The sequence below is a fragment of the Algicola sagamiensis DSM 14643 genome (genome assembly GCF_000374485.1).
Lineage (GTDB): Bacteria > Pseudomonadota > Gammaproteobacteria > Enterobacterales > Alteromonadaceae > Algicola > Algicola sagamiensis.
Map to the genome: position 1 here is coordinate 26,908 of NZ_KB894495.1, position 14,290 is coordinate 41,197.

14 protein-coding genes are annotated in these 14,290 nt (G+C 42.0%); 13 read left to right on the forward strand and 1 reads right to left on the reverse strand.

Going from position 1 to position 14,290, the window contains the following annotated elements; all coding sequences use genetic code 11:
- The first annotated feature begins 456 nt into the window (after positions 1–456).
- Together C505_RS0109275 and C505_RS0109280 are read left to right on the forward strand one after the other, a co-directional pair.
- On the forward strand, positions 457–969 hold the full coding sequence (locus tag C505_RS0109275; protein ID WP_018692331.1) for a hypothetical protein: 513 nt from the start codon (positions 457–459) through the stop codon (positions 967–969).
- Between the two features lie 61 nt (positions 970–1,030).
- Positions 1,031–3,796, forward strand: coding sequence for a two-component regulator propeller domain-containing protein (locus C505_RS0109280; RefSeq protein ID WP_018692332.1), 2,766 nt, complete (start codon positions 1,031–1,033; stop codon positions 3,794–3,796).
- Between the two features lie 10 nt (positions 3,797–3,806).
- On the opposite strand, the gene C505_RS21930 is transcribed toward C505_RS0109280, so the two are convergent.
- Positions 3,807–4,937, reverse strand: a complete 1,131-nt coding sequence (locus C505_RS21930; RefSeq protein WP_018692333.1) for a YHYH protein — start codon at positions 4,935–4,937, stop codon at positions 3,807–3,809.
- A 135-nt stretch (positions 4,938–5,072) separates the two neighbouring features.
- Here C505_RS21930 and C505_RS0109290 point away from each other — a divergent pair, with 135 nt between their 5' ends.
- The 11 genes from C505_RS0109290 to C505_RS0109345 all read left to right on the forward strand — a co-directional run bounded on the left by C505_RS0109290 (position 5,073) and on the right by C505_RS0109345 (position 14,282).
- Positions 5,073–5,324, forward strand: a complete 252-nt coding sequence (locus C505_RS0109290) for a hypothetical protein (protein ID WP_018692334.1) — start codon at positions 5,073–5,075, stop codon at positions 5,322–5,324.
- A 107-nt stretch (positions 5,325–5,431) separates the two neighbouring features.
- Entirely contained in the window at positions 5,432–6,322 is an 891-nt protein-coding gene (gene galU / locus C505_RS0109295; protein ID WP_018692335.1) for a UTP--glucose-1-phosphate uridylyltransferase GalU, read from the forward strand.
- A 263-nt stretch (positions 6,323–6,585) separates the two neighbouring features.
- Complete coding sequence (locus C505_RS0109300) at positions 6,586–8,754, forward strand: TonB-dependent receptor family protein (RefSeq protein WP_018692336.1); 2,169 nt, start codon at positions 6,586–6,588, stop codon at positions 8,752–8,754.
- Between the two features lie 156 nt (positions 8,755–8,910).
- Complete coding sequence (gene ftsB, locus C505_RS0109310; RefSeq protein ID WP_245556346.1) at positions 8,911–9,183, forward strand: cell division protein FtsB; 273 nt, start codon at positions 8,911–8,913, stop codon at positions 9,181–9,183.
- Complete coding sequence (gene ispD, locus C505_RS0109315) at positions 9,173–9,886, forward strand: 2-C-methyl-D-erythritol 4-phosphate cytidylyltransferase (RefSeq protein WP_018692338.1); 714 nt, start codon at positions 9,173–9,175, stop codon at positions 9,884–9,886. Before ftsB ends, ispD begins: the two co-directional genes overlap by 11 nt.
- Before the next feature lie 5 nt (positions 9,887–9,891).
- Positions 9,892–10,371 carry a 2-C-methyl-D-erythritol 2,4-cyclodiphosphate synthase gene (gene ispF, locus C505_RS0109320; RefSeq protein ID WP_281167123.1) on the forward strand — a complete coding sequence of 160 codons (480 nt, stop codon included), beginning with the start codon at positions 9,892–9,894 and terminating at the stop codon, positions 10,369–10,371.
- Complete coding sequence (truD, locus tag C505_RS0109325) at positions 10,365–11,384, forward strand: tRNA pseudouridine(13) synthase TruD (RefSeq protein ID WP_018692340.1); 1,020 nt, start codon at positions 10,365–10,367, stop codon at positions 11,382–11,384. The genes ispF and truD overlap by 7 nt, the downstream gene beginning before the upstream one ends.
- Positions 11,385–11,404: 20 nt before the next feature.
- Positions 11,405–12,160, forward strand: a complete 756-nt coding sequence (gene surE / locus C505_RS0109330) for a 5'/3'-nucleotidase SurE (RefSeq protein ID WP_018692341.1) — start codon at positions 11,405–11,407, stop codon at positions 12,158–12,160.
- Positions 12,160–12,795 carry a protein-L-isoaspartate(D-aspartate) O-methyltransferase gene (locus C505_RS0109335; RefSeq protein WP_018692342.1) on the forward strand — a complete coding sequence of 212 codons (636 nt, stop codon included), beginning with the start codon at positions 12,160–12,162 and terminating at the stop codon, positions 12,793–12,795. The genes surE and C505_RS0109335 overlap by 1 nt, the downstream gene beginning before the upstream one ends.
- A complete protein-coding gene (locus tag C505_RS0109340; protein ID WP_018692343.1) occupies positions 12,792–13,373 on the forward strand; it encodes a YqaA family protein in 582 nt (193 codons plus the stop codon). The genes C505_RS0109335 and C505_RS0109340 overlap by 4 nt, the downstream gene beginning before the upstream one ends.
- 81 nt (positions 13,374–13,454) lie before the next feature.
- Positions 13,455–14,282, forward strand: coding sequence for a peptidoglycan DD-metalloendopeptidase family protein (locus C505_RS0109345; protein WP_407636616.1), 828 nt, complete (start codon positions 13,455–13,457; stop codon positions 14,280–14,282).
- The last annotated feature ends 8 nt before the right edge of the window (positions 14,283–14,290 follow it).

Genomic DNA, 14,290 nt, shown 5'->3' on the forward strand with positions numbered 1-14,290 from the left:
GGTCGTCACTTTCATTGAATTTTTCAATGGCATTTTATGCCTCTGATGCATCAAAAAAGATGTTATTTTTGACAAAAATTCATGCTTGATTGTGTTTTAAATAGCATCAATTCGCCTTTTTTCTGGATTTTATTTAAAGAAAAGTATGATATTTCATAGATGAGAATTATATTTTCTTGTTGATAATTCATGCATCTCTTATGAATTATAAATAAAATTGTTTCAAACTTGACCAAAGTTACGACTTTTCAATATTTTTGTGATGTGCAACTTCATCTGGAAGCCTGATGATTACACAATTTATGACCTTTTCATGATATTCAATTCTTGAAGCATATCTGCAACTTTTACCCGATTAACATTCGTTCTTTCTTTACCTAGACTAGCGGCATTCTTCATGGGGGAGCATGTGAGTGGAGAAGGTGGGGCAGGACTTGTTGATTGAGAGAGGCATATATGTACATTCGTCGATTATTCATCAGTGGACTATGGCTGAGCTTGATATTTAGCAGTATCAACGCCTTAGCTGAAGTAACACGAGCGAAGGTGACAGAGGCGAGTTTTCGTATCGTTGATGAAGCAACAAATACGGACGAGATCGTAACCATGGATACCTGCTCGGGCAATTATGAAGGTGTACAAGCTGTATTTTGGGGTAATGAAGGTTTTGAAGTATTAAGCAAAGCGGTTTGTGAAGCTGGCCCTGAAGACTGTAACCTGTTATATAGTATCTGGATGAACAAAGCGGAGGACTCAGATCCTCGATTACCTACGATGTTGATTTTGTTCGACAGAAATAAAATATCGGAAGTATTACAAGAGAAACTGAATGGAGGCATTGTTTCGGGAACGCCAGGTAATCAACGCATTGTTGCAACCTTTGATAGTACTAAACTCATTAAAACATCGAATAACATGGTTATTATGGGTGCTTGTGGCGGCCACCGCCATCCGCCTTCGGGGCTATAGTCCCATCACTGTTCATTGAATTGTTTTAATGACTTTTTCGGGGGACTGAGGGATATTGTCTATGTGCTGGAATCAATTACGTACATGTCTATTGTTAAGCTTGCTTTTCTGTGGGCAAGCCTATGCAAGTGTGATTGATGTACCCTCGCTCCCGAAAGCAATTACTCAAGATGCGCGCGGTTTTGTCTGGATAGCTTTGGAAGACGGAATTGCGCGCTACGATGGCTATAGCTTTGTTCACCAAAGAAAGTTCTCACCCAATGCAAAGCTTCGTAATATTTTTTCTATCAAACCTTATCTCACCACAGTTATTTTTTCTGGCGAAGGTGGAGTCTTTACTGTCGCTGAAACTGGTGAAGTGATCACCCTATTGGAGACAAGCGGCATTATTTATGATGTTGCAGTTGTTGATGACAAAGTATTTGCGCTCACAGATAACAAGCTGATTATTCGAAATATCGGAGGGTTTCCGATCAATCATGGTGTTGATATCAGTATTCAAGGTATTCCAAGAGGGATTACGCAATATAAGAACGATATTTACTACCTTACATCCGAAAAAGTTTGTTCTTACAAAACAGATCGGTGTCATACGGGGCGCTTTAGTGAACTCAAAGTTATACAGGATAAGCTTGTTGTTGCAGGTCGGCATGGTCTAACCATCATTGACCCAGTCACCTGGATCCCACAGTCTTTTTTAATTGGTCAAGTCGATAGTTTGACATCTTCTGTCGAAGAAAACTCAGGCCAAGTATGGATGGTCCATAACAAGGAAATCGCTCTTTTTGATTTGAATAATCAGCGGTTGGTGAACCATAACTATAAACGAATTTCATCGCTACGGATTTTTGATATTTTTCAAACCTCAGATGGTTCGATCTGGCTTGCAACCAATGAAGTTGAACGTATCTCTCCTTCAATTTTCTCTGTTCAGCAGTCATCTATTACTGAAGCAAGCGGTGCTGGAGGTGGGTTAGTTTATCATGATGGTTCTTTATATTTTGGGGATATTAATGGATTAGAAGTCGTTGATCCGGTGACTGCGCAAGCAACACCGATTTCAGGTGCGCCTTCCTTTATTTACCGAATGTTAAGTCATCGGCAGGGGTTGTTTATTGGCTCGTTCTATGGACTATTTCTATTGCAGGATGGGCGGTTTAGTCATTTGTCTATACAACAACCCGTGTTTTGCTTAAGGCTGATTGATGAAAATACGCTTATCGTTTGTCATGGTGGTCAAGTGAGTGAGATTGATTTATCCAATGATTTTCAAGTGACCTCTCAAGAGTATGAGCGGTACTTTAATGGCGAAGAAATCGTTGATATTCTACCCGGAAAAACACCTTGGATTGCAACAGCAAATGGTGTTACAAGGATTGTCGATCAGAAGCGAGAGTTTATCAGCTATGACTCGACGCTTGCATTGTATCGACCACAGTCTTTTCCACAATATACATTCTTAGGGACGGCAAATACAGGAGTTGCTATTATCCGCAATGGTATTTTGCAACGGAAAATTTTACTGCCTGGTATTGGTGGTAAATGCTCTTACTTTACTGAATGGCGTGGGGCTGTTTGGGTTGGGTGCTCAAAAGGTGTCTTGCAAATTCAATTGGATGATATGACGTTTAAAGCATTTGATGCTGGGGCCAGTGTTGGCAATATTACTCGGATCCATGACCGATTTTATGCGATGACTGCAAATAGCCAACTTCTTTCCTGGGATCATGCGTTCTATGAAGAACGTGGACCGTTACGATTGATGCTTAGCAATGTATTTGTCAATGGAAAGCTGGCCGATCTTAATGAACCACTCCAGGGAGAGCATATCGAATTTCAAGTTGCGCTCAATGACTTTCATGGTAGCGCACGTTATAACTTTTATGTGAATGGCAAACTGAGAAAACTACACTCGACAGAAAGAACTTACGGATTTAATGCCGACTGGGGAACGAACACATTTTCTGTTGAAGGGATCAATAGTCTGGGTGAATCAGTCTCTAAAGATGTGCAGTTTTATGTGCAATATCCTATGTACCTTCGGCCATTTGCTTTTCTGTGTTACATCATTTTCTTGATTTTGGTATGTAGTTATCTCTGGTATTCCGGACGCAAACGTAATCAGCTCAAAGAAGCACTTCATCAGACAAGAATGAGTAATAAAGTTAATGGGTTCCAACACTTATTAATCGATTACTTTTATGAGTTATACCCGCATCAACGTAAGATCTTTGAAGAGTGTACGATGCTGTATGCACTATCAAAATCACGAGAGAACCTATTGCCGAAAGTATTCCATAATTCAATTGAGCGCCTTTATTCGCTCCTCAAATCCGATCCATTGCGAACTACTTTTGATTTTAATATTGATTTGGCTATGGCAGCACAAAAATGGAAAGAACAGCGTCAGCTGGAATATGGCAGTGATTACGATACAACAATTGAATTGGACTATGAAGTTTCTGACCCATTCACTAATTTTGTCAATATTGCGGTTTTTATTGCTATGCAGCAACTTGGTGATTATGCCCTGTCCTATTCTGCGGATCATGTTGAGATCACGATCAAGTCCTATGGGAGTAATTTGATCTTAAATGTTGTTGGTGAAAACTTAAGTGATGAAGGTACATCACTTGATGGAAAAGGAAGTTATTTAGTCAAGAATATTGTTGAGTTGTTCCAGGGTACTTTTACAGAAACTCGGGGCAAAAAAGGGCGCTATGCGGCATGTTTAAAACTCCCGCTTCAGGTACTCTACAACTGGAATGAGGTACCAGAAAGAAACTCGGTCAATTTTCCAAAAGAGTCATTGCTTGATTTAAGCTAGCGGATCTTTTCTAATCATGCCCATGCATTCGGTTTTTCAAAGCTGCGCCCCGCTTAACGAAAGACGTATTTGGTGTCCCTTTAAAACAATTCATGACGTAGGGGTAGGCTTCTGTAATGTAATACCCATATTGGCCATTGATTGTCATGCCATTACACTCATCTAAATCACCTAATCCAGATACAAATTCATAGTCGCCTCTGTAAGTACCATCATAGTTGCCGCTCGGTGTTGTGAATCCTGATACGGCCTGTCGGACACCTGTTTTTAAGCGGTAGCTTGAAAGCGCTTTTCGAATGACTCCGTTGTCATTGAAATAGATCCCGTAAACTGGAAATCCGTCCGCGGAGAAGCCAATAACAGGAGAAGCTTGCGAGCTATCATTCATGTCAAACAAAGCTTGTGGGTTTGCATGATAATGATAGGTCCCATCTGGCTGGGCATGAGCATTGTGTGTATCTGTTCCAAAATTATCTACGATTGGATTTGAACGCCAAGGGTGGTTGATCATGTCTTGACCACAGCCGACTTTACCATTTCCGACGCCAAAGCATCCTGCTGGCAACATATCCATACTGACACCATTGAGAAAAATTGCGTTTGTTGTTTCTAAGCTGAGCTCTGTGATAAATGGTGCAATAGCCGGAGAGGCCGTGATGGCGTAACTTCCAGATTGTGTTGAAACATTGTTCGGAAACGTGTTATCTCCATCATTAAATGTATGATTGGGGATTTCATTTGTAGAGAATGTGCATGTAGTCCCGTTACTACTAATCGTCAATGTTGCGTCGAAATCTAGCCCTCGATGATGATCGAGAGCTGTTGCTTTGTATGCACCAGTATATTCTGAGCAGTTTGCATTACGTTTGGATAAAAAGGTGTTAGTGAGATCTGTTGCTGTGCTTGTTGTGTTGTCAGTTGGTGTTGTGTTTCCTTGAGAAGGTGGGGTTGTATTATTACTTCCATTCCCGCTATCACCAGCACCGACACTATCATCAGTGTTGTTATTTGAATTATTTGGTGTTGCGTTGGCTGAGGGTGTTGTGCTTCCTGAAGATTGTGCTGAGTTATTTTCACCCCCACCACCACAAGCAATCAGTAAAAAGGCTAGGTTAATGATTGAGAACTGATACCTGTTCATAATATGTTCCTAAATAAGGCAGTTATGCTTAGTTTAGAACGATTCTTTTAAATTGCAGGCTTGTTGAAGGTTGATCGAGGTTAAAAAATGAGCTATCGTGTGTGTTCTTTTGATTAATGTTGTAGTTGTTTTGTTATGAAAGCATTTGTTTTTTCGTTGTTTCTACTTTTTTCTTTCCAAATCCATGCGGAAGCGACACAGACTCAATCAACAGCGTCGGCGAAAAAAGTGGTGAAGCTGAAACCAAAAGTCATCAAAAAATCCAAAGGATGTCAAATATCAAAGTCATCTCAAGTCAAAAATACCCCATTACTTGATAAAAAGTGTCAACGATTCAATGCTCGAAAAGCGAATCGGATGTTTAAGCAGTTTAAAGCGATTGATTAAAGGTCGTTGCACCTCATCAGCGAGCCTGAAATCCTAAAATGCAACACTAGGCAAGACTTCACTTGCCAAGTATCATGTGCTCAATTTTTTATGAAACGGTCGATTCGATGATGAATATCAGAAAAGCAGTGTTTCCTGTTGCAGGCATGGGAACTCGATTTTTGCCAGCGACGAAAGCCTGCCCGAAAGAAATGTTACCCGTCGTGGATAAGCCACTGATTCAGTACGCAGTGGAAGAAGCGATTGAAGCTGGGATCACGGATATGATCTTTGTGACCTCTTGGACAAAACGACCTATCGAAGATCACTTTGACAGTAATTTTGAGCTGGAGTATAAGCTGGAACAAGCTGGGAAAAAAGAGCTTTTGGAGTGCGTCCGCGCCATTATTCCTGATCACGTAAATTGTTTTTACGTTCGCCAAAAAGAAGCGCTGGGTTTAGGGCATGCAGTCCTTTGTGCGAGAGATATCGTTGGAGATGAGCCTTTTGCGGTTTTATTAGCGGATGACTTGATCTATAGCCACCAAGAAAGTGCGCTCACGACGATGGCACAACTGGCATCGCAAAGAAGTAGCTCAGTCGTCGCTGTCGAAACAGTACCTGAGTCTCAAGTCAGTCAATATGGTGTGATTGATCCGGTGAATGGCCCTGATGAAGAGCAGACTTATCAATTGAAAGGGATCGTTGAAAAACCAAAGGCTGAAGATGCTCCGTCAAATTTGTCCGTCGTCGGTCGGTATATTCTAACACCGAAGATTTTTGAATTATTAGCGCAAACACAAAAAGGGCGTGGTGGGGAGATCCAGCTGACAGATGCCATTGCTGCTTTGCTTGCACATGAATCTGTTTTTGCACATCAGTTTGATGGTATTCGTTATGATTGTGGAAGCAAACTGGGACACATGAAAGCCAATGTTGAATTTGCTATGCGCCATCCAGAGCTGAAAGAGACGTTCCATTCATATCTTCACGAACTGTTACGCCAAGTAAAGGTCTAGTAGAACGCTCAAATGCCGGAATCAATGAAAGCTGTTTCCGGCATTGAAATCACCCCATGTATTTTGATTTACCTGATCTGAACTTAATCATGTGATCTCGACTGATTTATCTCATTTCAATTTATTTATTCAGATCAACAAATAAGAAAAAAGAACCATATTTATTATGCAAAATGATTGAGAATCATTCTCATTCGTTGTATCTTTCGCACATTCGTTTGATGTTTACTACTTTTCTTTAGATTCCCTTAGGACAAATCCGTATGAAGCCTCTCTTTAAACTCTCCGCGTTAGCGTTATTGACGTCGACAGGTTATGCAGCTGCTACTGAGCAAAAAGACTCTTTTGAACATATTGAAATTTTTGGCAGTGCGCAAGCAATTGATACGACGCCAGGTTCAGGTGCCTATCTGAGCGAAACAGATCTTGAGAAATTTGAGTATAGCGATGTGATGCGTGCGCTTCAGGCTGTACCTGGTATTTATGTTATTGAAGAAGATGGGTATGGTCTTCGTCCAAATATTGGTATGCGTGGCACAGGGTCAAACCGCAGCTCGAAGATCACTGTGATGGAAGATGGCGTACTTGCAGCACCTGCTCCATATTCTGCTCCAGCAGCTTACTATTTCCCAACGTTTGGTCGAATGCAGTCCGTTGAAGTACTAAAAGGTTCTTCCAGTGTGAAATATGGTCCAATGTCAACGGGCGGTGTACTGAACTTAATTTCTCGTCAGATACCAGAAGAAAAAATTGCTGGCGAATTGGATCTTGGTGTTGGCTCCGATGATTATCGTAAAGTACATGGATTTGTTGGTGGTGAGCAAGGTGGATTTGGGAATCTGCTTGAAGTGTTCCACTATGCTGCTGATGGGTTTAAACAGCTACCATCAGGCCAGGATACTGGTTTTGAGAAAACAGATTTGTTAGGGAAAACCCGTTATTCATTCGGCCAAAAAGATGCACATACACTTGGCTTGAAAGTACAGTATTCAGAAGAAGATTCGAATGAAACCTATATGGGGATCACGGATGCAGATTTCCAATCATCGCCATATCGTCGTTATGCCGCTTCTCAACTGGATAACATGAAAACGGACCACACACTGATCCAAGTTGACTACTCCTATCAAATCAACACGGATATGCAGCTGAGTGCATCAGCATACCATATTGATTTTCATAGAAACTGGTACAAACTATCTGGTTTGTCTGAACAGGCAGGTGTGAAGAAAGCATTGAACACGGAAACATTGCTTGCTGCTTCTGCATTTGATAGGGGCCTTGGTTTCTCAGATACCTTATACATTGATGTAAAAGCAAATAATCGTGATTATTTATCGCGTGGGTTGCAGACACAATTGACAGTGAATGCTGGCTCCCATGCGATGACATTTGGTGCGCGATATCATGAGGATGAAGTAGATCGTTTCCAATGGGTTGATGAGTACACGATGGATCGTTCATTCAATATGACCAAGACAAAAGCAGGTCAACCAGGGAGTAATGCCAACCGTGTTGAAAGCGCAACAGCTGTTGCATTATTTGCGCATGATGAATGGTCGATTGGTGATTTAACCGTTTCTGGTGGTCTTCGTTATGAATCAATGACACTGAGAAAAGATGACTGGGGTAAGGATATTTCTCGTTCTTCTGCACCTTCTAAAGTAAAAAGAAATGAAGTGGAAGTCATCATCCCATCCATTGGTGCAACCTATCAATTGAATGATTCTTGGGTCATCTTGGCTGGTCTACAACGTGGATTTGCGCCACCTAAAGCAGATGCAGGTGCAAAGGCTGAAAAAAGCTGGAACTTTGAAACAGGTTTTCGTTACAACGAAGGGAATTTTCAGCTTGATTTGATCGGATTTGTCAGTGAATACAACAATATGCTAGGTGCATGTACAGCTGCTCAGGGATGTACCGACGAAATAGGGAAGCAATACAACGCAGGTGAAGTCGACATTCAAGGTGTTGAACTGAATTCCCAATATCAGGTTGAAGTTGGCGCGTTTCAAATACCACTTGGATTGGCTTACACGTATACAGAAGCTGAGTTCCAAAACAACTTTAAGTCCAAACTTGATACATGGGGGAATGTAGAAGCCGGTGATGCACTACCTTACGTCCCAGAGCATCAGGTGTCGATGTCAGTTGGCTTAAATATCGATAACTTTAGCAGTGAGCTTGCAATGCGTTATCGCAGCGAAATGCGCACAAGAGCTGGACATGGTGCGATTGCGGATGACGAACGTATTGAGGATCATGTCGTCGTTGATATGGGTGGTCAGTATGCATTTGCCACCGCGCACTCTGTTTATTTGACGATTGATAACTTACTTGACGAAAAATACATGGCAAGCAGATTGCACGCTGGTGGTATTCAACCAGGTAAACCACGGACATTCCAGTTAGGCTATCGCTTCAAATTTTAGGTCTTCTTCAAACGATCTTCCTGTATTATCAGGAAGATCGCTTTCTCATCCAAAATTCCGCTTCTTTGGGCTTCCATCCATCTGGATTAACACTCATAATAGCCAGATTGTGTTCGTGATGGAACAAGTCAATCAACTATGAAATGCTTAGCCTTCGTGCTTACAATCGTCTTGTGCCTTGTACAATATAAGCTTTGGTGGGGACACAATGGCGTTTTCCAATTGTGGGAAAAAAGAAGACATATCGAACAGCAGGAATCAATCAACCAATCATTGATTGAACGGAATAAAATGCTAATGGCTGATGTGTCCGATTTGAAAAAAGGGATGGAATCCATCGAAGAAAGGGCGCGCAACGAATTAGGATTGATCCAGGAAGGAGAAACTTTTTACCGGATTATTACAACGAATAAAAAGCATGAACAATAAAAGTCCCAAAGCGATCGGTGCGGTTGTACCAGCCGCAGGCATCGGAAAGCGCATGGGCGCTGAAATTCCAAAACAATATTTAACGATTCACCAAAAAACAATTATTGAGTGGACACTGGATAAACTACTTCGAGTCCCTTTAATAACGCATATCGTTGTTGTTCTGCATCCCGATGATATTCATTTTAAGCAACTTCCCTTCGCTTCACATCCGAAAATCTTGACATGTGTTGGTGGTGACGAGCGAGCAGACTCAGTCTTAGCAGGACTCAAACATCTGCCCGATGAATCAGAGTGGGCGCTGGTTCATGATGCTGCAAGACCTTTGGTTGATCCGAATGACATTCAGTCTTTAATTCAAAGTTGTTTGCAACACAATATGGGGGGGATCCTCGCGACCCGTGTGAGAGATACGATGAAACGCTCACACCAACATCAATCTTTGATTGCTGAAACAGTCCCACGTGAGTCACTATGGCATGCACTAACGCCTCAGATGTTTCAGCGCAGTAGACTCATAGCCGCTTATGAACAGGCCATTACAAAGGATGCCATCATGACAGATGAAGCCAGCGTGATTGAACGTCTAGAGCAGCCTGTTCAATTGATTGAAGGACGTGCAGATAATATCAAAGTAACTCAGCCTGAAGATATACTCTTCACTGAATTCAAGCTGGCACAGTCGTTACAAGAGGTAAAATAGACATGATGCGAATCGGTCATGGTTTTGATGTCCACAAATTTGGTGGAGAAGGTCCGATAGTCCTGGGTGGTGTAAAAATTGAATATACTCAGGGTTTTATTGCGCATTCTGATGGAGATGTATTACTGCATGCGATTTGTGATGCGTTACTCGGTGCGATTGGGAAAGGTGATATTGGCACACACTTTCCGGATACAGATGCGATCTATGAAAACATTGATTCGCGAGTCTTGTTCAGAGATGTGATAAAGCAAGTGTCTAACGCTGGTTACACTCTTGGTAATTTAGATTGCACAATCGTGGCTCAGTCACCAAAGATGGCACCTCATATTCCACAAATGAAGCAAATCTTGGCGGAAGATTTTCAAGTTGATGTGAGTCAACTCAATATTAAAGCAACAACGACAGAAAAACTCGGGTTTACCGGAAGAAAAGAAGGCATTGCCTGCCATGCCGTCGTTTTATTGGAGAAAAAGTCATGTTAGATGTCGCCTGGCATCAACTCGCCTATCTACATGGTGAGCCGACCACGAAAGCATTATTTAAGCAGCAAGATGAAGATTTTATTGTTGAAGAGGTCTTGGGCTTTGAGTTGACGGGTGAAGGGGAACACGTTTGTCTTCTTATTGAAAAGCAAGGTGAAAATACACAATTCGTTGCAAAAAAAATAGCGTCTTATGCTGATGTAAAGCCAAGGGAAGTTAGCTATGCAGGATTGAAAGACCGTCATGGGATCACCCGTCAGTGGTTTAGTGTTCCAGTCCCGATTAAAAAAGAACTGGATTGGACTGATTTTTCAACTGAAACGATCCGTATATTGAAAGTGCAGCGACACAATAAAAAATTGAGAACAGGCTGCCTGCTGGGTAATCGCTTTATTGTGACATTAAAAGAGGTGTCTGATATTGAGAATGTTCAGTCACGTTGTGAGCAAGTTCAAAAGCAAGGTGTTCCCAATTACTTTGGGTTGCAGAGATTCGGTCATGATGGGAATAACCTTGGTTTATTTCAGAGAATGGTTGAAGGCGAGCGGATCCGAGATAAAAAACTCAAAGGTTTGATCATATCGAGTGCTCGTTCTTTGATTTTTAATCGAATCGTCTCGACTCGGCTGAGTCAACAAGGAATGATGCCGATGAATGGTGATGCATTTTTACTTTCTGGGAGTCGCTCTTTTTTCTCGTCATCTGTCGATGAGGAGATTCAGTCACGTTTAGCATCTGGAGATATTCAGCTTTCTGCACCGCTTGTAGGAAAAGGAAACCCGTCCAGTGAAGAGGATGCATTCGCATTTGAGCAAGCAAGTATTGCAGAATGGCAGCCTTGGGCTGATGCGCTTGTCGATCTTGATGTAAAGTCGGAAAGACGAGGAATGTTGCTCAAACCAGAGGGAATGCAGTGGGACATCGACGAGGGAAATCGTTCGATGACTTTACGTTTCTTTTTACCAAGTGGCGCATATGCAACAGCGGTGATCCGGGAGTTGGTTTATTTTTGACCTCAAAGGTAGATAACAATATGAATATTCTGCTCAGTAATGATGATGGTGTAAACGCAGAAGGAATCATCGTCCTTCAAAAACATTTGAGTGAGATTGCTTCGGTATTTACTGTTGCACCAGATCGTAACTGTAGTGGTGCGAGTAATAGTTTGACCTTATTAAATCCACTCAGAGCGGAACAATTGGAAAATGGCTTTCATGCTGTGAATGGGACGCCGACCGACTGTGTTCATCTTGCGATTAATCAATTGATGGAAGCGCCACCAGATCTTGTTGTTTCCGGTATTAATAATGGGCCAAATCTTGGTGATGATGTTATCTACTCTGGTACTGTAGCTGCTGCGACAGAAGGAAGACACCTAGGTCTTCCTGCGATTGCTGTTTCTTTAAATGGAAAGCAACAAAAGCACTATGATACCGCAGCACTCGTTGTGATGAATGTGCTGAAAAGGCTAAAAGCACATCCACTCCCAGCAGATCAAATACTCAACATTAATGTGCCAGATATTCCATTTGAAGCACTCAAAGGTATTGAAGTAACCCGTCTTGGACGGCGCCATAAAGCGGATACGATGCAACGGCAGACAGATCCTTGGGGAAGAGATGTTTTTTGGTATGGCTCTCTTGGTCAGGAAATGGATGCTGGTGAAGGCACAGATTTTCATGCCATTGCAAATAATAAAGCTTCTGTAACACCAATTACTGTCGATATGACAGCGTATCACAGTATTGAACAACTGAAGGATTGGTTAAGTGAGGGACAGTTCCTGTGATGTTAAGTTCTTATCGTCGTAGTGCTGAACAGTTGATCCAACGTCTGGCAACAGATGGGATCCGCAATGAGAAAGTGTTGACTGCCATGATGCGTACACCACGACATATATTCATGGATCCAATTCTTGCACATCGAGCTTATGAGAATACCGCGTTACCGATTGGTTTAGGTCAGACAATATCCCAGCCCTATATTGTGGCAAAAATGACGGAGCTTCTTTTACAAAAAAATGTAAGTAAAGTTCTTGAAATAGGTACTGGCTCTGGTTACCAAGCCGCGATTCTTGCGCAGGTTGTTGATGAACTATATTCGGTAGAACGAATCAAAAGCCTGCAATGGCAGGCAAAGCGTCGATTACAAAAACTGGATCTTCATAATGTAAAAATGCGTCATGGAGATGGTTGGGAGGGATGGCCTTCCAAAGCGCCTTATGATGGAATTATTGTCACAGCAGCAGCTGAGCGTCTTCCTGAAGCATTGTTACATCAATTAAAAGATGGTGGCGTCCTAATTTGTCCAGTAGGTCAGACAGAGCAGTACCTGATCGTGATTGAACGACAGGGGGATAAATATATTGAGAGCCGACATGAAGCTGTTCGCTTTGTGCCTTTGGTTCCAGGGGAAATCGAATGAAATTATTTTCTGCGTTATACGATAAAACGCTGGAATGGGCAAAACATAAGTATGCAGCGTATCTCTTACCTCTATTAAGTTTTGCGGAATCGGTTATTTTTCCAATTCCGCCTGATGTGATGTTAGCACCGATGTGCTTATCTCAACCGAAGAAGGCGTGGTTTTACGCACTTTCAACAACAATTGGTTCGTTAATTGGTGGTATTGTTGGTTATGCGCTGGGTTACTTTCTCTATGATGTTGCTGTATTACCAGTTATTGAGATGTTTGGTTATCAGTCTAAGTTGGCAGAAATGGAAAGCTGGTTTCGTGAGTATGGGGTGTGGATTGTGTTTCTCGCGGGATTCTCTCCAATTCCCTATAAGTTGTTTACAGTGACAGCAGGGATGATGCAACTGGCTTTCTTTCCATTTGTTATTGCTTCACTTGTTAGCCGGGGGCTTAGATTCTTTTTGGTTGCTGGCTTGATGCGCCTCGGAGGAGAGAAGTTTCAGGAGAAATTACGTGATTGGGTTGATGTGATTGGCTGGGGCGTTGTGATTCTCGCAATCGGCGCATACCTTTACACCAAACTATAAATAAATACTTTCAGGCTGATGTATCGTCCATTGTATCTCAATATAAAATTCGTCGCTGTGCTCATCTTGCTCATCTTGCTCATGGGGCTGGGTGGTTGTGCACAGCGAAAATCTCCCGCTCCTGTGACTTCGATTGAAAAGACGAAAATACAAACGACAAAGAAAAAGTACCTGACGAACAAAAAAAATTCATTTAAGGATAGGAAGTGGTACAAGGTCAAGAAGGGAGAAACTCTGTATGCAATTGCTTGGCGGGCTGGGCAAGACTATCGTTACCTTGCAAAAATTAACAATATATCAAAGGATTATGTGATTTACTCAGGGCAGCTGTTGAAGCTTACAGGTACAGTAAAGGCAAGTCAAAATAGACCTCAAAAGCAGAATAAAAGTTCATCAAACCAGGTGAAAAAATCAACTGGTCCAACCAATAAAGTGAATAAAACAGTTGTCAGGCGTACCCAAGAGGAGTATGGTCGAAAGCGTGACACAAAAAATAACCAATTAAAGGTCACAGAAAAGAAAAAGTTTTCAAATAAAATTAGAGGCTGGAAATGGCCCGTCGGTGGAAAGATAACGCGGAAGTTTTCGTCCGCAGCGCAGGGTTATAAAGGAATTGATATTGTAGGAAGAAAAGGGATGAACGTCGTAGCAGCGGCTGGGGGTAAAGTGGTTTATGCCGGAAGTGCTTTGAGAGGATATGGGAATCTGGTGATTATTAAGCACAATGAGGATTATCTGAGTGCTTATGCACATAATGATCGGATTCTGGTGAAAGAAAGGGAATACGTAAAGGCAGGGCAGCTTATCGCCGAAATGGGGAAGACGGGTACGGACAGCGTGAAACTGCGTTTTGAAGTGCGGTATCGCGGTAAATCTGTAAACCCCGAAAAATACTTACCGAAGCGGTAACGACGTAA